At 60.4% G+C, this 22,409-nt stretch carries 17 protein-coding genes; 11 read left to right on the top strand and 6 right to left on the bottom strand.

The features are described 5' to 3' along the window. Positions 1 to 196: 196 nt before the first annotated feature. From JFV30_RS01840 to JFV30_RS01830, 3 genes are read right to left on the bottom strand one after another with little or no spacing between them, the layout of a single operon-like run. Entirely contained in the window at positions 197 to 1,018 is an 822-nt protein-coding gene (locus JFV30_RS01840; protein WP_010176856.1) for a peptidoglycan DD-metalloendopeptidase family protein, read from the bottom strand. Positions 1,019 to 1,021: 3 nt separating this feature from the next. Then, positions 1,022 to 2,401 (bottom strand): exodeoxyribonuclease VII large subunit, encoded by a 1,380-nt coding sequence (gene xseA, locus JFV30_RS01835; protein WP_169387173.1) that lies wholly within the window; start codon positions 2,399 to 2,401, stop codon positions 1,022 to 1,024. Between the two features lie 10 nt (positions 2,402 to 2,411). Then, complete coding sequence (locus tag JFV30_RS01830; RefSeq protein WP_201121632.1) at positions 2,412 to 3,302, bottom strand: LysR substrate-binding domain-containing protein; 891 nt, start codon at positions 3,300 to 3,302, stop codon at positions 2,412 to 2,414. 99 nt (positions 3,303 to 3,401) lie between these two features. Here JFV30_RS01830 and JFV30_RS01825 point away from each other — a divergent pair, with 99 nt between their 5' ends. From JFV30_RS01825 to guaA, 4 genes are all read left to right on the top strand, one after another. Beyond that, positions 3,402 to 4,169, top strand: coding sequence for a sulfite exporter TauE/SafE family protein (locus tag JFV30_RS01825; protein WP_201121631.1), 768 nt, complete (start codon positions 3,402 to 3,404; stop codon positions 4,167 to 4,169). Between the two features lie 137 nt (positions 4,170 to 4,306). After that, on the top strand, positions 4,307 to 4,855 hold the full coding sequence (locus JFV30_RS01820) for a hypothetical protein (RefSeq protein WP_003209647.1): 549 nt from the start codon (positions 4,307 to 4,309) through the stop codon (positions 4,853 to 4,855). A gap of 160 nt (positions 4,856 to 5,015) precedes the next feature. Continuing rightward, entirely contained in the window at positions 5,016 to 6,485 is a 1,470-nt protein-coding gene (gene guaB, locus JFV30_RS01815; RefSeq protein ID WP_010176852.1) for an IMP dehydrogenase, read from the top strand. Between the two features lie 81 nt (positions 6,486 to 6,566). Beyond that, on the top strand, positions 6,567 to 8,144 hold the full coding sequence (guaA, locus tag JFV30_RS01810; protein ID WP_003209644.1) for a glutamine-hydrolyzing GMP synthase: 1,578 nt from the start codon (positions 6,567 to 6,569) through the stop codon (positions 8,142 to 8,144). 165 nt (positions 8,145 to 8,309) lie between these two features. Here guaA and JFV30_RS01805 read toward each other — a convergent pair whose 3' ends face one another. After that, positions 8,310 to 10,382, bottom strand: coding sequence for a TerD family protein (locus JFV30_RS01805; protein WP_201121630.1), 2,073 nt, complete (start codon positions 10,380 to 10,382; stop codon positions 8,310 to 8,312). Positions 10,383 to 10,939: 557 nt separating this feature from the next. On the opposite strand from JFV30_RS01805, the gene JFV30_RS01795 reads away from it, so the two are divergent. Beyond that, a complete protein-coding gene (locus JFV30_RS01795) occupies positions 10,940 to 11,185 on the top strand; it encodes a helix-turn-helix domain-containing protein (protein WP_201121628.1) in 246 nt (81 codons plus the stop codon). After that, positions 11,178 to 12,410, top strand: a complete 1,233-nt coding sequence (locus JFV30_RS01790; RefSeq protein ID WP_201121627.1) for a type II toxin-antitoxin system HipA family toxin — start codon at positions 11,178 to 11,180, stop codon at positions 12,408 to 12,410. Before JFV30_RS01795 ends, JFV30_RS01790 begins: the two co-directional genes overlap by 8 nt. Positions 12,411 to 12,467: 57 nt before the next feature. Here the strand turns inward: JFV30_RS01790 and treR are convergent, their stop codons facing one another. Further along, positions 12,468 to 13,172, bottom strand: a complete 705-nt coding sequence (gene treR, locus JFV30_RS01785; protein ID WP_169387175.1) for a trehalose operon repressor — start codon at positions 13,170 to 13,172, stop codon at positions 12,468 to 12,470. A gap of 236 nt (positions 13,173 to 13,408) precedes the next feature. On the opposite strand from treR, the gene treP reads away from it, so the two are divergent. The 5 genes from treP (at position 13,409) to JFV30_RS01760 (ending at position 20,736) form a co-directional block, all read left to right on the top strand. Then, on the top strand, positions 13,409 to 14,851 hold the full coding sequence (gene treP, locus JFV30_RS01780; RefSeq protein WP_201121626.1) for a PTS system trehalose-specific EIIBC component: 1,443 nt from the start codon (positions 13,409 to 13,411) through the stop codon (positions 14,849 to 14,851). Positions 14,852 to 14,916: 65 nt separating this feature from the next. Next, positions 14,917 to 16,563 carry an alpha,alpha-phosphotrehalase gene (gene treC / locus JFV30_RS01775; protein WP_201121625.1) on the top strand — a complete coding sequence of 549 codons (1,647 nt, stop codon included), beginning with the start codon at positions 14,917 to 14,919 and terminating at the stop codon, positions 16,561 to 16,563. A 74-nt stretch (positions 16,564 to 16,637) separates the two neighbouring features. After that, entirely contained in the window at positions 16,638 to 17,858 is a 1,221-nt protein-coding gene (locus JFV30_RS01770) for a maltoporin (protein ID WP_201121624.1), read from the top strand. A gap of 48 nt (positions 17,859 to 17,906) precedes the next feature. Beyond that, entirely contained in the window at positions 17,907 to 20,438 is a 2,532-nt protein-coding gene (gene ptsP, locus JFV30_RS01765; protein ID WP_201121623.1) for a phosphoenolpyruvate--protein phosphotransferase, read from the top strand. A gap of 1 nt (position 20,439) precedes the next feature. Next, on the top strand, positions 20,440 to 20,736 hold the full coding sequence (locus JFV30_RS01760; RefSeq protein WP_201121622.1) for a PTS transporter subunit EIIB: 297 nt from the start codon (positions 20,440 to 20,442) through the stop codon (positions 20,734 to 20,736). A 151-nt stretch (positions 20,737 to 20,887) separates the two neighbouring features. Here JFV30_RS01760 and mltF read toward each other — a convergent pair whose 3' ends face one another. Then, positions 20,888 to 22,348, bottom strand: coding sequence for a membrane-bound lytic murein transglycosylase MltF (gene mltF / locus JFV30_RS01755; protein WP_201121621.1), 1,461 nt, complete (start codon positions 22,346 to 22,348; stop codon positions 20,888 to 20,890). Positions 22,349 to 22,409 lie beyond the last annotated feature (61 nt).

Raw genomic sequence — 22,409 nt, 5'->3', positions numbered from 1 at the left:
GGTAGGTAGGGCGGGGAGGTGGATCGAGGTACGCTGCATCGACGTTTGAGCGAGAGCAAACATAGGGAAACCTCACAGTATTTGAATGTTGTTACGCTCCTTGTAAGTCGTCAGGTAGGTGAGTATTCACGGTGGGTTGGTTCCTGCAGGAAATGTAAGCAAACTGCGCTGCACCGGCGTCGATGCAGCGCAGAACTCAGGGCTGAAACGCCCCGATAAAAATCGCCGGGTCCACCCGTGCATCGTTCAGGCTGATGTTCCAGTGCATGTGTGGCCCGGTCGCCCGGCCGGTGGAACCGACCTTGCCCACCACGGCACCGCGTGCCAGTTGCTGGCCCACGCTCACATCAATCTTCGACATATGGCAGAACATGCTGATAAAGCCTTGGCCATGGTCGACAAACACGGTGTTGCCGTTGAAGAAGTAGTTACCGGTGAGAATCACCTTGCCCGCCGCCGGGGTCTTGATCGGCGTACCGGCGCCCACGGCAAAATCCAGGCCCGAATGCGGATTACGCTCCTCACCATTGAAGAAACGTCGTACGCCGAACTTACTCGACAGCGGCCCGTTCACCGGCTTGTCCAGCAACAGGTTGCTCGGCGTGTTCGGGCTGAAGCTGCGGTACGCCTTGAGCTGGACCGCCAACTCGCCTTCGATGCGTTTGAGTTGCGCCGGGTCGGGGTTCACCTGGCTTTTGTTCTTCAAGGTGATGTGCTGTTCGGGGTACTTCTTGAAGCCCACGATAAACGGCAGGTTCTGGCTGCCGCTGGTGATGCGCTGGGTGCCGGGTTTGACCGTCAGCGGGATGCCGACAATCGCCAGCCAGTTGTTCTGCTCCTTCACCACCAATACCGGCCTGTTCAGGTAAGTGGCCTTGGGCGCCGTGGCAGAAGTGCCGAGGTCGATCACCGCGACGCCACCGGGCACCGGCTTGTTCAGCAGCCGGGTGATGTAGCTGTCGGCGTGGGCATTGAAGGTCAGGCACAGCAACATCAACACACTTAAAAAACGTGGCATCAATCAATCCAGTAACGAGAGGGTGACGGGCGTCAGGTGGTTGTCTTCCACCCGCACCTGCAATTGGCCTTCACCGAGGCGCGCGGTTAGGCGCTGGCCGGTATGGGTTTGTGCGGCGTTGCGAATTGCCTGGCCGCGCTCGTCGAGCAAGATGCTGTAGCCGCGGCCGAGGGTGGCCAGCGGGCTGACCACGTGCAGTGTCTGCACCTGGCTTTGCAGTTGCAGGCGGCGTGCCTTGAGGCCTTCGCGCATGGCACGGGGCAGGCGTTCGGCGAGGCTGTCCAGGCGCTGGCGCAGCAAGGCCAATTGGCGGCCGGGGTGTTGGCCGGCGAGGCGGGTTTCGAGGCGGATCAGGCGTTCACGACGGGTATTCAGGCTGCGCTCGAAGGCCCGGCGCAGGCGCATGTCCAGGTCGTCGAGGCGCTGGGCTTGCTGGCGCAGGCGTTCGCCCGGGTGACGCAGGCGACGGGCCATGCCTTCCAGGCGCAGGCGGGCGTGGCTCAGGCGGTTGCGCATCAGCATCACCAGGCGGCGGTGCAGGTTCTCTACTTGGCGAGTCAGGTGACTGGAATCCGGCGCTAACAGCTCGGCAGCGGCGGAAGGGGTAGGCGCACGCACGTCGGCGACAAAGTCACTGATGGACACATCGGTCTCGTGGCCGACCGCACTGACGATGGGCGTCACGCAGGCGTCCACCGCACGCGCTACGGCTTCTTCGTTGAAACACCAGAGGTCTTCCAGCGAGCCGCCGCCACGGGCCAGGATCAACGCGTCAAAGCCGCGGGCATCGGCCAGCTTCAGGGCGCGGACGATTTGCGCCACGGCCTCACGGCCTTGCACGGCCGTCGGGATCAACGTCAGTTCGACGTTGGGCGCCCGGCGGCGGAATACGCTGATGATGTCACGAATCACCGCGCCGGTAGGCGAGCTGATAATCCCGATGCGCCTTGGGTGGGCGGGCAGCGGCACCTTGCGCTCGGCACTGAACAAGCCTTCGGCGCTGAGTTTTTCCTTCAGCGCGTCGAAGGCCAGGCGCAACGCGCCATCACCGGCCGGCTCCACCGTGTCGAGAATCAACTGATAGTCGCCACGGCCTTCAAACAGCGAGACCTTGCCCCGTACCTTTACCGCCAGGCCGTCTTTCAACGCCTGGCGCACCCGTGCGGCGTTCTGCCGGAACAGCGCGCAACGCACCTGGGCGCCGCTGTCCTTGAGGGTGAAATACACGTGGCCGGAGGCCGGGCGGGCGAGGTTGGAGATCTCGCCTTCGACCCAGATATTGGTGAACACGTCTTCCAGCAACACCCGCGCGCGGCCGTTGAGCTGGCTGACAGTCAGGACTTCACGGTCCAGGCCCAGACGGGCAAAGGGATCTTTAATCATGGGTGGCAGTTTATAGGCATTCGTGCAGGGTTTGACAGAACTGCTCCACCAGCGCACTCGGCGTTTGCTGGCAGGCGAGGGCGACGGTGCTTTGGCAATCGGGATCGGCCAGAGGCAAAAAATGAATATTGGCCGGTGCGATGTCTTGCATCGACTCCGGCAGCAGGGCAATCCCGAATCCGGCCTGAATCAGCTGCAATTGCGTGGTCTTGCGCGACATTACCCGGGCGGCCTTGGGGAAAAATCCCGCACGCATACACAACTCGGCTGACAGGTAACTCAGCCCTCCGCGCTGGGGGTGAGGGATCGAAATAAACGCTTCGTTTTTCAGTTGGGCCAAATCGATACCGGATGTGTGCCCGGCCAACCGATGATTCGGCGGCACCGCCAATAACAAACGCTCGCTGTATAAAGGCACGGTGCGCACGCCTTCACGCTGGCGCAACACCGGCAGGCGCAACAGCCCGACGTCCAGCCGACCGTCGGCGATTTCTTCCAACTGCGCTTCGGAGGACAGTTTGGCGATGTCCATCGACACGCCCGGGCACTGTTCCAGCCAGGCACCGATGCCCCGCAGCAGGCGGCCACTCATCGGCACCGTGCTTGAATGGCTCATACGCAACGTGCCGAGCTGGCCATTGCCCACTTGCGTCGCCATTTCACCGGCCTTGAGCAGTTCGCCCAGCAGGTTGCGTGCCCGTGGATAAAACGCCTCACCCGCAGCCGTCAGCCTTGGCTGGCGTGCGGTGCGCTCAAACAGTGGCGTTTGCAGCAGGTTTTCCAGCTCCTTGATCTGCCGGCTCAGGGCGGATTGCGCCACAAACAGCCGTTCGGCTGCCGCGCTGAAGCTGCCGCTGTCGGCGATTTCGACGAAGTAACGCAATTGCCGGGTGGAAATCACAAGTCATGCCTTTTCGAGATGAGTGACGGGCTTTGAAGATATTAGTCGCAACGCTCGCCAATGGCTAAAGTGATGGCCATCTCCAATAAGGAATACTTCATGAGCCCGGTCGAACTGTTGAGTCACTGGTCGTTTGGCGGTGTGGACTGGCTGGTGATCGGCGTGGCGATTGCCCTGGCCTATATCGTGTTCGGCATTGCGGGTTTTGGTACCGCACTGGTGGCGGGGCCGATCCTGATTCTGTTCATCCCGCTGTCGAAAATCATCCCGCTGCTGGTGCTGCTGGACTTTGTCGCGGCCTTCGGCAACCTCCTGCAGTCGCGACGGGATGTGGTGAAACCGGAATTGCTGCGGCTGCTGCCGTGCATGGCAATTGGCTGCACCCTTGGGGTGATCTTCCTGCTTAACCTGCACTCTGATTTATTGCTGCTGTTGATGGGGCTGTTTATCAGCGCCTATGCGATCTACAGCCTGGCGGTGAAGGCCAAGCCCACACAGATGGCGGCGGGTTGGGCGATTCCCATGGGGGTTGTCGGCGGGCTTTTTGGGGCGTTGTTCGGCAGTGGCGGCTTTTTATATGCGATCTACCTCAACAGCCGCTTGCCCAAGGAGGGCGCGCGGGCGACCCAAAGCGCGTTGATCAGTTGCAGCACGGTGGTGCGCCTGAGCCTGTTTTTGATCGCGGGCGTGTATGCCGAGCTACCCTTGTTGATGTTGGCGGTGTGCCTGTTGCCGGCCATGGCGCTCGGGTTGTGGGCGGGGCGGCGGCTGACCCTTCGCATGTCCCGTGAGGCGTTCGTGCGGTTGGTGACCTGGCTGGTGCTGGCCAGCGGCATTGCCTTGATTGCCCGGTACTTGAGTACTTGACCTGATTGTTTCAGGGATTAAGCTGCCAGCCTTCAGGGCCTCTTCGCGAGCAAGCCCGCTCCCACATTTGGAACGCATTCCCCCTGTGGGAGCGGGCTTGCTCGCGAAGGCGCCAGTAGCCACGCCGCAGGACTCCCATGAATTCCCAAAGCATCCTTGTCCCGAAAATCTCCACGCTCCCTGTCCACGAACCCCGCGCCCGGGCGATCGTGCGCTGGCTGGTGCGCAAGAACATCGTCAAGGAAGAACTCACCACCTGCGGGCGCACCGGCAATCGCATGGGTTACGCACTGGCCGACGGTGCCCGCGCCGTGGTGCTGCACCCCGACGCACTGCCGTTCAACGAGCCGATCAACGGGCTGGAGATCATCTACAAGCGCTGCATCTACACCCCGGCCAAGGGTTTCCTCGAAGAAGCCGGCTGCCCCGAGTGCCTCAAGGAAGTCGGCGAAGCGCTATTCGAAAGCCTGGAAGACTGGATGCCCGGCCATACCGACAACTTCACCTGCCCGCTGTGTGGGCATGAAGACGACATCAACGGCTTTCTGTTCCTGCAGGAATGCGGCTTCTCCAACCTGGGATTCATCTTCAATAACTGGGCAGAGGCGGGGTTCAAGCAGAGTTTTATCGACGAATTTGCCGACTGGCTTGACCAGAAGATGAGTTGGGTCAAAGTCGAGCTTTAACCCGATGTGGTCGTTCCCACGCTCCCGCGTGGGAGCGATCAGTGCTGAAAGAATCATCCTTCTATCAGTATTACCAAGTTTGTCAGAGTTTTACATTGAACCCGAAGGGGTGTCTGACTATAATGGCGCGCTTCCATTTTCCCGCTCGGGAGCCCCCGCGATGCTGCGTATCAGCCAAGAAGCTCTGACATTCGACGACATTCTCCTCGTGCCCGGTTATTCCGAGGTGCTTCCTAACGAAGTCAGTCTCAAGACCCGCCTAACCCGTGGCATCGAGCTGAATATTCCTCTGGTTTCCGCTGCCATGGACACCGTCACCGAAGCCCGTTTGGCAATCGCCATGGCTCAGGAAGGCGGCATCGGCATCATCCACAAGAACATGACCATCGAGCAGCAAGCTGCCGAAGTTCGCAAGGTCAAGCGTTACGAAGCCGGTGTGGTCAAGGACCCGATCACCATCGAGGCCGATGCCACCGTTCGTGACCTGTTCGACCTGACCCGCCTGCACAACATCTCCGGCGTTCCGGTACTGCACGATGGCGACCTGGTCGGCATCGTCACTTCCCGTGACGTGCGTTTCGAGAACCGTCTTGAAGTCACCGTCCGTGAAGTGATGACGCCTAAAGAGCGCCTCGTGACTGTCAAGGAAGGCGCCGACAAGAACGACGTTCGCGAGCTGTTGCACAAGCACCGCATCGAACGCGTACTGATCGTCGACGACAAATTCGCCCTCAAAGGCATGATGACCGTCAACGACATCGAAAAAGCCAAGGCTTACCCGCTGGCGAGCAAGGACGACCAAGGTCGCCTGCGCGTTGGCGCTGCGGTCGGCACCGGCAAGGACACCGGCGAGCGCGTCTCGGCCCTGGTAGCGGCCGGCGTTGACGTGGTGGTGGTCGACACTGCCCACGGTCACTCCAAAGGTGTGATCGACCGCGTGCGTTGGGTCAAAGAGAATTTCCCTGAAGTGCAAGTGATCGGCGGCAACATTGCCACCGGCGCTGCCGCCAAGGCCCTGGTTGCCGCGGGCGCAGACGCGGTCAAGGTCGGTATCGGCCCTGGCTCGATCTGCACCACCCGTATCGTTGCCGGTGTAGGCGTGCCGCAAATCAGCGCCATCGCCAATGTCGCCGCTGCCCTTGAAGGCACTGGCGTACCGTTGATCGCCGACGGCGGCATCCGTTTCTCGGGTGACCTGTCCAAGGCCATCGTGGCCGGTGCTTCCTGCGTGATGATGGGCTCGATGTTCGCCGGTACTGAAGAAGCGCCAGGCGAGATCGAACTGTTTCAGGGGCGTTCGTACAAGGCTTACCGTGGCATGGGTTCCCTGGGCGCCATGTCCCAGGCTCAAGGTTCTTCCGACCGGTACTTCCAGGACTCCTCCGCGGGCGCCGAGAAGCTGGTACCGGAAGGCATTGAAGGGCGTGTTCCGTACAAGGGCACCCTGAGCGCCATCATCCATCAACTGATGGGCGGCCTGCGTTCCTCGATGGGCTACACCGGCAGCGCCGACATCGAAGAAATGCGCACCAAGCCTGAGTTCGTGCGGATCACTGGTGCCGGCATGGCCGAATCCCACGTCCACGACGTACAGATCACCAAGGAAGCGCCAAACTACCGCGTAGGTTGATGCTTCCAGCAAAACGTTAAGTAACCGGGGCTGTTCTTCAGCCCCGAGTTGTTTCTGAATTACATAGACGAGACTGACTCCATGGCCCTCGACATTCACGCCCACCGCATCCTGATCCTCGACTTCGGTTCCCAGTACACCCAGCTGATCGCCCGCCGCGTGCGTGAAATCGGCGTGTACTGCGAACTGCATCCGTTCGACATGGACGACGAAGCGATTCGCGAATTCGCTCCAAAAGGCGTCATTCTCGCCGGCGGCCCCGAGTCCGTGCACGAAGCCAACAGCCCGCGTTGCCCGCAGGCAGTGTTTGACCTGGGCGTGCCGGTCTTCGGTATCTGCTACGGCATGCAGACCATGGCCGAGCAACTGGGCGGCAAGGTTGAAGGTTCCGAGCTGCGTGAATTCGGTTACGCCCGTGTCGACGTAGTCGGCAAGAGCCGCCTGCTGGACGGCATCGAAGACCACATCGACGCCGACGGCCTGTTCGGCCTCGACGTATGGATGAGCCACGGTGACAAGGTCACCCGGATGCCGGAAGACTTCCACATCCTGGCCAGCACCCCGAGCTGCCCGATTGCCGGCATGTTCAACGACGAGCGCGGCTACTACGGCGTGCAGTTCCACCCGGAAGTGACCCACACCAAGCAAGGCGGTCGCATCCTGTCGCGCTTCATCCTCGACATCTGCCAGTGCGAAGCGCTGTGGACCCCGTCGAAGATCGCTGAAGACGCCATCGCCAACGTGCGAGCCCAGGTCGGCACCGACAACGTCCTGCTGGGCCTGTCCGGCGGTGTTGACTCCTCCGTGGTCGCGGCCCTGCTGCACAAGGCCATCGGCGACCAACTGACCTGCGTCTTCGTCGACAACGGCCTGCTGCGCCTGCACGAAGGCGAGCAAGTGATGGCCATGTTCGCCGAGAACATGGGCGTCAAGGTGATCCGCGCCAACGCTGAAGACCAGTTCCTGAACAACCTGGCCGGCGAGTCCGACCCGGAGAAGAAGCGCAAGATCATCGGCCGCACCTTCATCGACGTATTCGATGCCCAGTCCAACAAACTGGACAACATCAAGTACCTCGCCCAGGGCACCATCTACCCGGACGTGATCGAGTCCGCTGGCGCCAAGAGCGGCAAGGCTCACGTGATCAAGTCCCACCACAACGTGGGTGGCCTGCCTGAGGAAATGAACCTCAAGCTGGTAGAACCGCTGCGTGAACTGTTCAAGGACGAAGTGCGTCGCCTGGGCCTGGAACTCGGCCTGCCGTACGACATGGTCTACCGCCACCCATTCCCGGGCCCGGGCCTGGGCGTGCGGATCCTCGGTGAAGTGAAGAAGGAATACGCCGACCTGCTGCGTCGCGCCGACCACATCTTCATCGAAGAACTGCGCAAGGCCGACTGGTACCACAAAGTCAGCCAGGCGTTCGTGGTGTTCCAGCCAGTCAAGTCGGTGGGTGTTGTAGGCGATGGCCGTCGTTACGCCTGGGTTGTTGCCCTGCGTGCGGTGGAAACCATCGACTTCATGACCGCCCGTTGGGCACACCTGCCGTACGAACTGCTGGAAACCGTCAGCGGTCGTATCATCAATGAGATCGAAGGTATTTCGCGCGTGACGTATGACGTGTCGAGCAAGCCGCCGGCGACGATTGAGTGGGAGTAACAGGGCGCCCGGCACTGACTAGAGTGCGGCGCTAGATTCGGAGTAGCGCAGGAAGGGATTTAGCCTATGCCAGTCAGTTATGCTGACTGGCATTTTTGTTTTTGGGTACAACGCTCTGAAGCCAGAGCTGTCGCTTGCAATGAGCGGCAAAGGCTGGCGCAGGTATTAGAGAAACTGTGATCGAATTAAATCCGTATCGAACGGTGTTACCCCTTGATCAGGAGCAAACACCGCCTCTGCCTGCTGCGGTGTGGCTACTCGTTCTCCCCTTGCTCGAACATGTAAATCGAACAGGGTCTCCAAATCCGGCCTTGGTGTATGTACCAAGGCTCGCAGCATCAGCGATACGCCACTGAGGTTGGTCTGGACGTTGTTCCAGCGCGGAGATGACGTCAGCCCCAGATCAGCCCAAATCATGCGTCGTTCCTGCAAGTCCATCACGAATGGCAGACAGATTCCTGTGTCGGATGCGATATCGATACGGTCGAATACGGAGCGCGGCTCGAATACTTCACCCGACGCCGCGTCGGCGCGGGCCATCCAGCCAGCGAAGCATTCTGGAAGGTCACAGTACGGCTGTTCGGTGAATGAGTTGATAGACGTGACGACATAGCGGATACCCTTCTCGACGAGGACATTGAGGTCAAGGTCGATGAACTCCGAAGCCCCTTCGGGCGCGTCGACGATGTCGCCACTGTGGTAGCCGCCGAAGCCCTTCAAGTTGTAGTACGCGACCGTTTGTTTGAATACGAAGTTGGCGTCGAAAAAAGCTGCGGACAAGTCGATATCAGTGCGTTCACGACCGTTCTTCCACCACAGGAACAGGCGAATGAAACGTGTGTCAGGCATAGGTAACCGACTGCCCCGCACCAGCGTGCGTAGCGATTTCGATGAGGCACGCTGCGCCAACGGCACCTTGTATTCGCGTAATGCTGGGTCGACGAAGCAGCGACCGAGTGGTGGTAGCGACGAAAAACGCGTTACGAGAGCGCCCTCGCAGATTCTGGCCGCACGAGCCAACACGTCGGGGGCAATAGGTTCGCGTCGATCCTTGATGCCATAGATTTTGGCAAATGCACCTTTAGGTGTGAAGGCTCGCAGGGGGAGGGGGCGCGGCGCACGTACCTGGGCCAGCAACTGCAGCAGGACAGGTGAGGACACCTGCGTCGCAACCGTTTCGAACGCGTCGAGAACCGACTCTGGTTCCGTCGAGCGCCTCAGGGTCGCGTCCAGCCGTCGTGCGAGCTCACCAGGACGGCTCTGTAGTATGGGCATAAGCGTGGAGATGTGACGCTGGGCAAGCAATGTTTCGACACGTGATCCGAATGACTCTGGTGCTTCGTTGCGACGTGCAGCCGTTATGGCGGCTAGTGCTCGTGGGTACTTATCGGCGTAGTCGCCCGGATGCAGTACTTCGGCCAGGCGCTTCCATCGCTCAGCATGTCGCATCACGTCTTCTGCAGCGTTAGGTATTTGGTCGAGATGGCGCAAAAGCAGACGGCGCATTGAGCGCTTCATCGCTTTGAAACGTGTCGAAGCTGTCGTCAGTGACACGTCTCCTCCACTCAGCGCGACCGCGAGTCGTAGTACATCAGTCGCCGTTTCGACGTTTCGTTCCAGGAATTCGTCTACCCGTGCATCACCGGCGACATGCAGGATAAGTGCGCCGCCAACCTGTGCACGGATCTCCCGGAACGGAACGGTCTCTGGTAGCAGACGGAACACATCGCTTTTGTACTTTCGGATAAACCAGACGACATCGGCAGTTTCCTCTTCGGAGAGCGAGGTGCGCGATGAAACCAGCGGCTCAAGCAGTGACTCGAATTCAGAGACGCTTCCCGGTTCGATAACGCGGGACATGAAATTGCCTTCAAGCATCGCAGGTCGATGGTGTTCAGTCGGGGGTAAACGCCAACGCGTGAGGTAGTGTATGACGGCGTTAAGGTACAACTCCGCCTCTGAGGCCGCCAGAACCTGCTCTGGAAAGTCTGGATAAAATGGCCTGTGGTGTACATGAGCGCCATTTTTCCGCCGAAGGACTCCGACAATTTCGCGCAGCCAGTGCTTTAGCTCTGTGGCTGACAACATGCCGATTTGCTCAATCAGAGGCTCTGATAGTACGCATCGGAACGCCGCGACTTCCCGGACAGCCGACGCGACCTGAGCGCGAGTGGCACCGCCAGTGCCCATCGGGACGTGAACTTTGCTACGGCGACGCAGGAACAGCTCCTGATTCATGCTTGATTTTCTCCCTTGGCCGCCGTCGTGGACGAGCTGCAGCATTGTTCTGCAACTGATGTAAAAACGCCTGCAAGAAGCAGGCGCGGTGTGGAGAGCGGAACCCCTAGGTCATCAGAGGTTAGAAGGAAGGTGTTCCATAGCCACGAAGGCATTCTACGAAAGGTTTTATCTGTTTGTCAGGTCGCTGCGTATCTCAACGGTAACAAGCTGCTTCGCCAGAATAATAGGGCGGTTAAGCGACCATACGAGTGGCGGTACGATTGAGTAAGTGTGCCTTCAAGGTCGGTGGAGTTCCCACAAGCTCAGTCAGGCGTTTGTGGAGTTCCAGTCGGTAAAATCGGTTGACGTGCTGGGTGATTGCCGTCGCCACGCGTGGGGCATGGCCCTGCTTGCGATGGAAACCATCGACTTCACGTGTTTCCGGAATGCGAATGTTTAAGCGAGAGCTGCAGCTGGTCGTTTACCCAAATAAAGGACTATTCAGGATTTGCTACATCGTATACGGTGCATATGTTAATTTATATCTATTAATGCATTGTATAGGATGCAGATAAGTGGGCGATTTAGGAATCCTGATCAAGAATCTCCGCAAAGCCGCAGGCCTGTCACAAAGCCAGCTCGCGCAACGGCACGGCATGAGTCGCGCAACCATTTCGGGGATTGAGAACAACACCGTCCCTGAAATCGGTATTCGCAAGGTGGCTGCGATCCTTGAGGGTTTGGGATACGAACTGACCGCCATCCCCATGCGTCGGCGTAAAACCCTCGATGAACTGAAATCAGGAAACGTCCATGACTAGTCAACGTGAGCGGCTGTACATCGGCGCAGGTGGCGTACCTGCCGGAACGCTGGGGCGGCGTGAAGAAAATCGGCGTGATTCGGTCTTTTCCTATAACGAGGGAGTCGCCGACGAGAACGCTGTTTCCCTGACCATGCCGGTGCGCCTGGAAAGCTACAACTGGGAGTATGGGATTCACCCGCTGTTCGAGATGCACATCCCCGAGGGGCATCTCAAGGACGAACTGGTGCGACGTTTCAGCAAGTCAGTGCGCGGCTTTGACGACTTCGCCTTGCTGGGCATTGTGGGGCCGCACCAACTGGGTCGCATCAGCGTTGCCCATGAAGCCGGAGATGGGGCGTTGCCTCAGGTCAAGCTTGCCGAGCTGTTGGTTTATGACGGGACGCAAGATCTATTCAATGACCTTCTGAGCACCTACGCGGCCTACTCGGGGGTATCGGGCGTTCAACCGAAGGTGCTGGTGCGCGACGTTGACGATGGGGCCGCCGACATTGAGCGTCTCACCCATCGGGGCGCCACGCACCTGGTGAAGGCGTTCAACGAGGCAGAGTTTCCGCAACTGGCGGCCAATGAGTTCTTCTGCATGCGGGCCGCGTTGCATTGCGGTCTTGAGGTGCCTGAGTTCCAGCTCAGTCATCAAGGGAAGCTCCTGGTGGTGAAGCGGTTCGACATCGGTGAAAGCGCCTACCTCGGGTTTGAGGACATGTGCGTTCTGTCGGGGTGGGGAACCGCGAAGAAGTACGACGGCAGTTACCAGGGATGCGCAAAGCTGATCCGGTCTTTTGTCACGCCAAGCCGTATAACCAGAACGCTGGAAGACTTCTTCATGATGGTGGCGCTGTCTGCCGGTATCCAGAACGGTGACGGGCACTTGAAGAACTTCGGCCTGCTTTATGAAAACTGTGCCGAGGATGCTGACGTTTGGCTCGCCCCTGCTTACGACCTGGTGACCACCACTGTGTACAGCGGCAACGACATCATGGGACTGTTGCTCGGCGGTTCGAAAGCCTGGCCAAAGCGCAAGATGCTGGTTCAGTTCGGGCGTAGTTCCTGTGGTTTGACAGAGGCCCGCTGCAACGAATTGCTCTCCAGGGTGCGTGATGGAATGAGCCTCGCCATGGAAGAGCTTTCCGAGTATCGAAGCACCCATCCAGCGTTCGACACAGTGGGGGAAAAGATGACCGCTGCCTGGGCGGCAGGGTTGGCGAGGAGTATTGCTGTGTAATAAGAAGCCCGGTTTTTTTTGCCGGGCGCTGGGTGACTCGCTAGCGGCTTTGTTCCCTCACCGCCGCGCAATATCCGAAAAGTAAAACTTATCCAGCGTATGCCGCGACTCGGTGTACTCGAACTGCCGTCCATCCTGCAAAAACGTCTGGTTGCTCACCACGATCACATGGCTTTGCCCATCCAGGTCCAGGTGCAGTTGATCGTCCTTGCCCCGGGGCAGCGCTTCGATGGTGCGCTGGGCATAGCTGATCTGCAGCTGCAGCGTCTGCTCGATAAACGCATAGATCGACTGCTCGGCAATCTCTCGATCGAGCCCCGGAATCAGGTCGGCGACGAAGTGGTTGATGTCGAGGATCACCCGTTTGCCCGCGATGCGCCGTACCCGTTTGACTCGGGTAATCAGGCTGCCGGCTTCGGCTTCGATATGTTGCAGCAGCGAGCCTTCCAGCGGGAACTGGCTGAACTCCACCACCTCGGTGCTGACATCGTCTCCCAGCGCGGCATGGGTTTCGCGAAAGCTGACAATCCCGCCCAGCTGGAACTCGATGGGGTTGGGTGAGAGCACGAAGGTGCCCTTGCCATGGATCTTTTGCGCGAAGCCGCGCTCCTGCAATTGCTCGATCGCCCGGCGCACCGTGCCACGGCTGGCCTGGTAGGCGTCCATCAGTTCTGTTTCGGAGGGCAGGCGCGTGCCGCGTTGCAGGCGTTCGGTGGTGATGCTGGCAAGCAGATCGGTATAGATCTGGTTGTATTTGCTCATGGAGGAGGGCTCTGTGCCGCGATTGCATTCAAGGCACGAACCTTAGTGGCAGAGGTCAGGTTTGTCCATTCGACGGAATGTGTAAATCAGCGACGCCTGACTCGAAAATCAGAAAAATAGACAATTTGTAACTCGTACAGACGAGTTGTTGCTTTAACTCGTACAGACGAGTACTTTTGCCCTCGGCGTGCTGCCTCTGACCGCCCCCAATAAAAAAAACCAAGTGGATACCAAGCATGAGCCACGACTATCCGAATATTGCCCGCGAGATTCTCGAGAACCTCGGTGGCAGCGACAACCTTGAGCAAGCTGCCCACTGCGTGACGCGTCTGCGCCTGGCCCTCAAGGACCCGAGCCTGGCCAACAGCGGCGCGTTGAACCAGGTCGACCTGGTCAAGGGCTCGTTCTTCACCGGCGGCCTGTTCCAGATCGTGATCGGCCCCGGCGAAGTGGAAAAGGTCTACGCCGCCCTGCGCGAACAGACCGGCCTCGCCGCGTCGACCATCGCGGACGTGAAACAGAAAAGCGTCGAAAAAATAAACCCCATGCAGCGCCTGGTGCGGGTGTTCTCCGACGTGTTCATGCCGATTCTGCCGGCGCTGATCATTGCCGGTTTGCTCATGGGGGTGAACAACCTGATGGGCGCCAAGGGCATGTTCATCGAGGGCAAGACCCTGCTCGATGCCTATCCGAACCTGGATGGTGTGTGGAGCCTGATCAACCTGATGGCCAACACCTCGTTTGTGTTCCTGCCGGCGCTGGTGGGCTGGTCGGCGGCCAAACGGTTTGGTGGCAGTGAAATCCTCGGCATCGTCCTCGGCCTGATGCTGGTGCACCCCGACTTGCTCAACGCCTGGAACTACGGCAAGGCAGTCGCCGGCCTCGACGGCCAGAGCCTGCCGTACTTCGATATTTTCGGCTGGTTCAAGATCGAGAAGGTCGGCTACCAGGGGCAAATCCTGCCGATCCTGCTGGCCGCCTACGTGATGAGCGTGATTGAAAAATGGCTGCGGGCGCGGGTGCCGAATGCGATTCAATTGCTGGTGGTGCCGATCACCACCATCGTCGTCACCGGCGTGCTGGCGCTGGCGATCATCGGCCCGGTGACCCGTCATCTCGGCATCCTGATCACCGAAGGCGTGGTCACCCTGTTTGACCTGGCGCCCATGGTCGGCGGCGCGATTTTCGGGCTGCTGTATGCGCCACTGGTGATCACCGGCATGCACCACATGTTCCTTGCGGTGGACCTGCAACTGATCTCTACCCAGGGCGGCACCTTTATCTGGCCGATGATCGTCATGTCCAACCTGGCCCAGGGCAGCGCGGCGCTCGGTGTGTTCTACATGAGCCGCAATGCGCGGGACAAAAGCATGGCGTCCACTTCGGCGATTTCCGCCTACTTCGGCATCACTGAACCGGCGATGTTCGGGGTCAACCTGCGCTTCAAGTTTCCGTTCTACGCCGCCCTGACCGGCTCGGCCCTGGGCAGCATTTTCCTGTCGCTGAACAAGGTCCAGGCCTCGGCCATTGGCGTCGGTGGCTTGCCCGGATTCATCTCGATCATCCCGCAGTACATCCCAAGCTTTGTCATCGGCATGGCCGTCGCGATTGTCGTGCCGTTTGTTTTGACCTGTGCACTGAGCATGAAGATTGTCCGGCCAGGATACAGGGTCGCCTGATCTGGCGTCATCGCAGGCAAGCCAGCTCCCACAGTTGATCGCATTTCAAATTGAAGGAAACCACCATGCAAGACTGGCAACACTCGGTGATCTACCAGATCTACCCCAAAAGCTTCCACAGCCACGCGGGTAACGCCACCGGTGACCTGCTGGGCATCGTGGACAAGCTCGATTACCTGAAGTGGCTGGGCGTCGACTGCCTGTGGATCACCCCGTTCCTGCGTTCACCCCAGCGCGACAATGGCTACGACATCAGTGACTACTACGCCATCGACCCAAGCTACGGGACCATGGCCGATTGCGACCTGCTGATCAGCGAAGCGGCCAAGCGGGGCATCACGCTGATGCTCGACATCGTGGTCAACCACACCTCGATCGAGCACGAGTGGTTCCAGCAGGCGCGCAGCAGCCTTGATAACCCGTATCGCGACTTCTACATCTGGCGCGACCAGCCGAACAACTGGGAGTCCAAGTTCGGCGGTTCGGCCTGGGAGTACGAGGCGCAAACCGGCCAGTACTTTCTGCACCTGTTCGACCACACCCAGGCCGACCTGAATTGGGACAACCCCAAGGTGCGCGCCGAAGTGTTCAAGCTGATGCGCTTCTGGCGCGACAAAGGCGTGGGCGGCTTTCGCCTGGACGTGATCAACCTGATCTCCAAGCCGGCGGATTTCCCGGAAGACAACACCGACGGTCGGCGCTTCTACACCGACGGCCCGAACGTGCATGAGTACCTGCAGGAAATGCACCGCGAAGTGTTCGAGGGGCAAGACCTGATCAACGTCGGCGAGATGTCGTCCACCAGCCTTGAACACTGCATTCGTTATTCGAATCCGCAGTCGAAAGAGCTGTCGATGACCTTCAACTTTCACCACCTGAAAGTCGATTACCCGAACCTGCAAAAGTGGGTCGCGGCCGACTTCGACTTCCTGCAACTCAAGCAGATTTTGTCTGACTGGCAACTCGGCATGCAGGCCGGTGGCGGCTGGAATGCGTTGTTCTGGTGTAACCACGACCAGCCGCGGGTGGTCTCGCGTTTTGGGGATGACGGCGAGCACCGTGTGGTCTCGGCGAAGATGCTCGCCACTGCGTTGCACTTCCTCCAGGGCACGCCGTTTGTGTACCAGGGCGAAGAGCTGGGCATGACCAATCCGGGCTTCGACACCATCGACCAATACCGGGATGTCGAGACCCTGAACATCTACCGGCTCAAGCGCGAGGCCGGTGAGTCCGAGGCGTCGAGCATGGCCGCGATCATGCAGAAATCCCGCGATAACGGGCGCACGCCGATGCAATGGGATGCCGATAAAAATGCCGGCTTCAGCAGCGGTGAACCGTGGATCGGCATCCCGGCCAACGCGGCGCAGATCAACGTGCAAAGCCAGCTGGATGACCCGCAATCGGTGCTGCATCACTACCGCGCCCTGATCGAACTGCGTCGGCACGAGCCGCTGATTCAGGAAGGCGTTTACCGCCAACTGCTGCCACAGCACACCCAGGTGTGGGCGTACCTGCGGGAGGGGCAGGGCGAGCGCCTGCTGGTGCTGAACAACTTTTACGGCACGCCCTGCGAAATCGAATTGCCCGATGGCCTGCTGACTGAGGCGCACGAGCAACGCCTGCTGATCAGCAACTACGACGACTGCCCACCGCGTTCGAGCCAGGTCTTGTTGCGCCCGTATGAATCGTTTGTGCTGCACCTCAAGGACTGAGAACCCCGCTTTACCCCCGGTGTGGGAGCGCCGGGGTGCTTTAAAAAAACATAATAAAAATATCGGAGTGCTTCATGAAAACAACAATAAAGCTGGGCCTCGTTGCATCCTGTCTGACCTTGCCGATGGCCGCCCAGGCATTGGAATTTGCCGGGTATTTGCGCAGCGGCGCGGGAACTTCAACCGGCAGCGGCAAGCAGCAGTGCTTCCAGTTGCCGGGTGCACAATCGAAGTACCGCCTGGGCAACGAATGCGAGCAGTACGCCGAACTCGAGTTGCGCCAGGACCTGCTGACCCTCGACGACGGTTCGGTATTCAGCGTCGACGCCATGGCCTCGCTGTACAACAAGTACGACCGGGCGCTGAAGTTCCAGGGTGAAGACAACGGCTCGGCGCGCATGCCGCAGATGTATGCACAGTGGTCGAACCTGCCCAGCCTCAACGGCGGTTCGCTGTGGGCCGGCCGGCGTTACTACAAACGAAACGACATCCATATCTCCGACTTCTACTACTGGAACCAGAGCGCCACGGGCGGCGGTATCGAGGACGTGAAAATCGGCGACCTGAAATACAGCTATGCGCTTTCCCGCAAGGACAACCTGTACCAGAAGGAATACGCCACCCGTCACGACTTCAACGTGGCAGGCTTCAAGACCAACCCCGGCGGCGAGCTGGAGCTGGGCTTGAGCTACATCGAAAAAGCCGGTGGCCGCGACACCAACAGCGGCTGGGCCATTACCGCCCAGCACGTGCAGAAACCCTTCCTCGGCGGGCGCAACAAGTTCGCCTTGCAGTACGGTGAAGGCCCCGGCACCGGCCTCGGCTACACCGGCGATACGTTCCTCGATAAAAGCAGCAAGAGCTACCGCGCGGTGGAGTTCTTCGACTGGCAAGTGACCCCGCGTTTTGGCGGGCAGATCGAGGCCGTGTACCAGAAAGACATTCGGCCGGGCAGCCAGGATCAAACCTGGATGTCGGTGGGCGTACGCCCGGCCTATGCGATCTCTGAACAATTCAAACTGGTCACCGAACTCGGTCATGATCAGGTCGAGGCCACCGGTGGCACGCGCAAGCTGAGCAAATTTACCTTCGCCCCGACCTGGTCGCCCAAAGGCCCGGATTTCTGGGCGCGGCCGGAAGTGCGCTTGTATTACACCTACGCGACCTGGAACGAAGCGGCCAAGCGTGCAGCCAATGAACTGGCGGCAGGTTCGGCGTTGTCCGACACCGGCAGCTACGGCAGTGCGTTGCATGGTTCCAACGTTGGTGTGCAGGTTGAGTATTGGTGGAAATAAGCCGCCGGTGCCCAATGATTTTTACAGAACAAAACAGCAGGTGAAGTCATGACCACAACCCAACCCCTGGAATTGCTGGCGCCATTGTCCGGGGTGCTGCTCGCCCTGGACCAAGTGCCTGATCCGGTGTTCTCCAGTCGCCTGATCGGCGATGGCCTGTGCATCGATCCGACCTCGCAGACCCTCTGCGCGCCGCTGGCCGGGGTGATCAGCAATATCCAGGACAGTGGTCATGCGGTGAGCGTCACCGATGACAACGGCGTCCAGGTGCTGATGCACATTGGCCTGGACACCGTGAATCTGGCGGGCCAGGGGTTCACCCGATTGGTCGAGGAAGGCCAGCGGGTGGACGCCGGGCAGCCGCTGATCGAATTCGATGCCGACTACGTGGCGCTCAACGCCCGTAGCTTGCTGACCCTGATGCTGGTGGTCAGTGGCGAGCCCTTCAAGCTGCTGACCCCGGAGCAGGGCCTGGTGGACGTGGGGCAACCGCTGCTGCAGGTAACGCCTGAGGCGGGCGCGGCCGAGGTCGAGGAAGAGCAGGGCGAGGCACTGTTTTCCAAGCCGCTGACGTTGCCCAATGCCAACGGCCTGCACGCTCGCCCGGCGGCGGTGTTTGCCCAGGCAGCCAAGGGTTTCAAGGCGAGCATTTACCTGCACAAGCAAACCCAGAGCGCCAACGCCAAATCCCTGGTGGCGATCATGGCGTTGCAGACGGTGCAGGGCGATACCGTGCAGGTGAGTGCGGCGGGCGACGATGCCGAGGCAGCGATCACGGCCCTGGTTGCCTTGCTGGCAGACGGCTGCGGAGAGACGGTGGCGGCGCAGGTCGAGGTCGTTGAGCCGGCGGCGCCGGTGTCATCGGCAAGCCTGCTGCGCGGTGTGTGTGCTTCGCCGGGTTCGGCGTTCGGCCAAGTGGTTCAGGTGGCCGAGCCGGATCTGAATATCACTGAAGCCGGTGCCGGTGAAGCGGTCGAGCGTGCGACGCTGGAACGTGGCCTGCGCGAAGCGACCGAGGCACTGCAAGCCTTGCAGGCCACGGCGGTCGGCGGTGCCCAGGCGGAGATTTTCCGCGCTCATCAAGAGTTGCTGGAAGACCCGACGCTGCTGGAGCAGGCCCATGAATCACTGGCCCAGGGCAAGAGTGCAGCGTTTGCCTGGAACAGTGCGACCGTCGCCACCGCCACGCTGTTCCAGGGCTTGGGCAACGCCTTGCTCGCCGAGCGCGCGGCGGACCTGGCCGACGTCGGCCAACGGGTGCTGAAGCTGATCCTCGGGATCAAGGACAGCGCCTGGGACTTGCCGGAGCAGGCGATCCTGATTGCCGAACAACTCACCCCTTCGCAAACCGCCAGCCTCGATACACGCAAGGTGTTGGGTTTCGTCACGGTGGGCGGCGGTGCTACCAGCCACGTTGCGATCCTGGCGCGGGCCCTGGGCTTGCCCGCGATCTGCGGCGTGCCCGTGCAGGTGCTGGACCTGGCCAACGGCAAGCAAGTGCTGCTGGATGCCGACAAGGGCGAGTTGCACCTGGAGCCGGACCTGGCCGAGATCGAGCAACTGCAAGCCACCCGCCAACAACACGTACTGCGCCGCCAGCGCGAAGTGGAGCAGGCGTCATTGCCCGCTACCACCCGCGACGGTCACCACGTCGAGGTGACGGCCAACGTCGCATCCCTGCAAGAAGTGGAACAAGCGCTGTCCCTGGGCGGCGAAGGCGTCGGTTTGCTGCGTTCCGAATTCCTCTACCTGGACCGCAACCGCGCACCGAGTCCCGAAGAACAGGCGGGCACCTACAGCGCCATTGCCCGTGCGTTGGGCCCCGAGCGCAATCTGGTGGTGCGCACCCTGGACGTCGGTGGCGATAAGCCGCTGGCCTATGTGCCGATGGACGCAGAGACCAATCCGTTCCTCGGCCTGCGTGGAATTCGCCTGTGCCTGGAACGCCCGGAACTGCTGCGCGAACAGTTCCGCGCGATTCTCGCCAGTGCCGGTTTCGCCCGTCTGCACATCATGTTGCCGATGGTCAGCCTGCTCTCGGAACTGCGCTTGGCGCGGCAGATTCTTGAAGAGGAAGCGCTGGCCCTGGGGCTGATGGAATTGCCGAAGCTGGGAATCATGATCGAAGTGCCGTCGGCGGCGCTGATGGCGGATGTGTTTGCGCCGGAGGTGGATTTCTTCTCCATCGGCACCAACGACCTGACCCAATACACCCTGGCCATGGACCGCGATCACCCGCGCCTCGCCAGCCAGGCCGACAGCTTCCACCCGGCAGTGCTGCGCCTGATCGCCACCACCGTCAAGGCCGCCCATGCCCATGGCAAGTGGGTGGGTGTGTGCGGCGCCCTGGCGTCTGAAGCGCTGGCGGTGCCGGTGTTGATCGGGCTGGGGGTGGATGAGTTGTCGGTCAGCGTGCCGCTGATCCCGACCATCAAGGCCACCGTGCGCGAGCTGGACCTGACGGACTGCCAATCCATCGCCCGCCAGGTGCTGGGCCTGGAAGAGGCGTCACAGGTGCGCGAAGCGTTGCGCCTGTATCACGCGGCTACCGTTGAAACCTCATTGGTTGTGGAGAACTGACATGTTCGAGAAATTTCAGCGGGCATTCTGGAAGGCCCTGACCCCGGATTTGATTCTTGAGACGCCGCAGGCGGCTCCGGTGAGCGAATCACTATTGGCGCCGGCGGTGTTGAATGCGTTGGGTGGCGCGGAGAATCTCAAGTCGCAGCAGCGGCTGGCACTGACCCGGGTGCGGGTGCAGTTGAAGGAGGCGGGGCGGCTGGATGAGAAGGCGTTGAAGGCGGCGGGTGTGCCGGGTGTGATGGTGTTGGCGGGTGGGGTGGTGCACCTGATTACCGGCCTGAACACCGCTTTATAAATCAAAGAAGATCAAATGTGGGAGCGGCGGTGCGACGATTCGACTTGCCCGCGATGGTGGTGTGTCAGCGATATATAGGCTGGCTGATACTCCGCCATCGCGGGCAAGCCCGGCTTCTACAGTATTTTGTGGTGTTTGGAGGATCGGGGAGTTACAGCTTCGGGGTTTCTTCCGTCGGCTTGGTCTTGTCCACGCCCGGCACATGCAGGTTGCCTTCCACTACCTGGTTGCCTTCCAGCTGGGGCTGCGTCACCCACGTCAGGATGTCGTAGTAGCGCCGGATGTTCGCCACAAAGTGCACCGGCTCACCGCCGCGGGCATAGCCATAACGCGTCTTGCTGTACCACTGCTTCTGAGCCAGGCGCGGCAGCATCTTCTTCACGTCCAGCCACTTGTTCGGGTTCAGGCCTTCTTTCTCGGCCAGCTTGCGCGCGTCATCCAGATGGCCGGTGCCGACGTTGTACGCCGCCAGGGCAAACCAGGTGCGGTCCGGCTCGGCAATCTTGTCGTCCAGTTCATCCTTGATCTTGGCCAGGTACTTGGCGCCGCCCATGATGCTTTGCTTGGCATCCAGGCGGTTGGACACGCCCATGGCCTGCGCGGTGTTCTGGGTCAGCATCATCAGGCCGCGCACGCCGGTCTTGGAGGTAACCGCCGGCTGCCACAGTGATTCCTGATAACCGATGGCCGCCAACAGGCGCCAGTCGACCTTTTCTTCCTTGGCGTAGGCCCGGAAGTGTTTCTCGTATTTGGGCAGGCGCTGCTGCAGATGCTGGGCGAAGGTGTAGGCGCCGACATAGCCGAGTACATCGACGTGCCCGTAATAACGGTCTTTCAAGCGTTGCAGGGTGCCGTTCTTTTCAACCTTGTCGAGGTAGTTGTTGACCTCGTTGAGCAGGCTGTTGTCATCGCCCGCCGCCACGGCCCAGGCCTGGTTACTGGCGTCGCCGAGGTCAAAGGCTACCCGCACGTTGGGGAAGTACACCTGGTTCATCGCCACTTCGTTGGAGTCGACGAGGGTCAGGTCGATCTGGCCTTCGTCCACCATGCGCAGCAGGTCGACCACCTCAACGGCGTCGGACTCTTCGTATTCAATCCCGGGAAACTGTTTTTTCAGCGCTGCCAGTTGCTCGGCGTGGGTGCTGCCCTTGAGCACCATAATCTTCTTGCCCACCAGGTCGGCCGCGGTAGTGGGGCGGGACTGGCCGTTGCGGTAGATGATCTGCGGGGTGACTTCCAGGTACGGATGGGAGAAGCGCACCTCTTGGCGCCGCTGCTCGCTGCTCACCAGGCCGGCGGCGGCCAGGACCGGGCCGTTGGGTTTGCCGATCTGGGAAAACAGGTCGTCAAGGTTGTCGGCGGTCTGGATCTCCAGCTTTACACCCAGGTCGTCGGCAAAGCGCTTGACCAGTTCGTATTCGAAACCGGTTTCACCGTTTCGGTCCTGGAAATACGTGGCCGGGCTGTTTCGGGTGACCACCCGCAATACGCCATCCTCCTTGATTCGCTCGAGCGTGTTGGGTTTATCCACACAGGCGCTGAGCAGCAGGAAGAGTCCGGTGACGAGGAGCCATTTGGCGCCTCGCGGGCGTAAAGCAGTAGGGGAGAACATCTGCGCAGTATACGCAAAGGACCCTCGGCGCCATATCTCGACAGCGGGGCACTTGTCTGCT

Origin of the sequence: Pseudomonas sp. TH32 (assembly GCF_016650855.1) — a bacterium.
Taxonomy (GTDB): domain Bacteria; phylum Pseudomonadota; class Gammaproteobacteria; order Pseudomonadales; family Pseudomonadaceae; genus Aquipseudomonas.
This window is presented reverse-complemented; position numbering and strand designations above follow the sequence as displayed.

What these genes read in the sequence shown, in the direction of transcription:
- JFV30_RS01840 (WP_010176856.1), bottom strand. Translation starts at nt 1,018, where the DNA reads ATGCCACGTTTTTTAAGTGTGTTGATGTTGCTGTGCCTGACCTTCAAT.
- ptsP (WP_201121623.1), top strand. Translation starts at nt 17,907, where the DNA reads ATGACCACAACCCAACCCCTGGAATTGCTGGCGCCATTGTCCGGGGTG.
- treP (WP_201121626.1), top strand. Translation starts at nt 13,409, where the DNA reads ATGAGCCACGACTATCCGAATATTGCCCGCGAGATTCTCGAGAACCTC.
- JFV30_RS01820 (WP_003209647.1), top strand. Translation starts at nt 4,307, where the DNA reads ATGAATTCCCAAAGCATCCTTGTCCCGAAAATCTCCACGCTCCCTGTC.
- JFV30_RS01790 (WP_201121627.1), top strand. Translation starts at nt 11,178, where the DNA reads ATGACTAGTCAACGTGAGCGGCTGTACATCGGCGCAGGTGGCGTACCT.
- guaA (WP_003209644.1), top strand. Translation starts at nt 6,567, where the DNA reads ATGGCCCTCGACATTCACGCCCACCGCATCCTGATCCTCGACTTCGGT.
- mltF (WP_201121621.1), bottom strand. Translation starts at nt 22,348, where the DNA reads ATGTTCTCCCCTACTGCTTTACGCCCGCGAGGCGCCAAATGGCTCCTC.
- treR (WP_169387175.1), bottom strand. Translation starts at nt 13,172, where the DNA reads ATGAGCAAATACAACCAGATCTATACCGATCTGCTTGCCAGCATCACC.
- xseA (WP_169387173.1), bottom strand. Translation starts at nt 2,401, where the DNA reads ATGATTAAAGATCCCTTTGCCCGTCTGGGCCTGGACCGTGAAGTCCTG.
- JFV30_RS01805 (WP_201121630.1), bottom strand. Translation starts at nt 10,382, where the DNA reads ATGAATCAGGAGCTGTTCCTGCGTCGCCGTAGCAAAGTTCACGTCCCG.
- treC (WP_201121625.1), top strand. Translation starts at nt 14,917, where the DNA reads ATGCAAGACTGGCAACACTCGGTGATCTACCAGATCTACCCCAAAAGC.
- JFV30_RS01825 (WP_201121631.1), top strand. Translation starts at nt 3,402, where the DNA reads ATGAGCCCGGTCGAACTGTTGAGTCACTGGTCGTTTGGCGGTGTGGAC.
- JFV30_RS01770 (WP_201121624.1), top strand. Translation starts at nt 16,638, where the DNA reads ATGAAAACAACAATAAAGCTGGGCCTCGTTGCATCCTGTCTGACCTTG.
- guaB (WP_010176852.1), top strand. Translation starts at nt 5,016, where the DNA reads ATGCTGCGTATCAGCCAAGAAGCTCTGACATTCGACGACATTCTCCTC.
- JFV30_RS01760 (WP_201121622.1), top strand. Translation starts at nt 20,440, where the DNA reads ATGTTCGAGAAATTTCAGCGGGCATTCTGGAAGGCCCTGACCCCGGAT.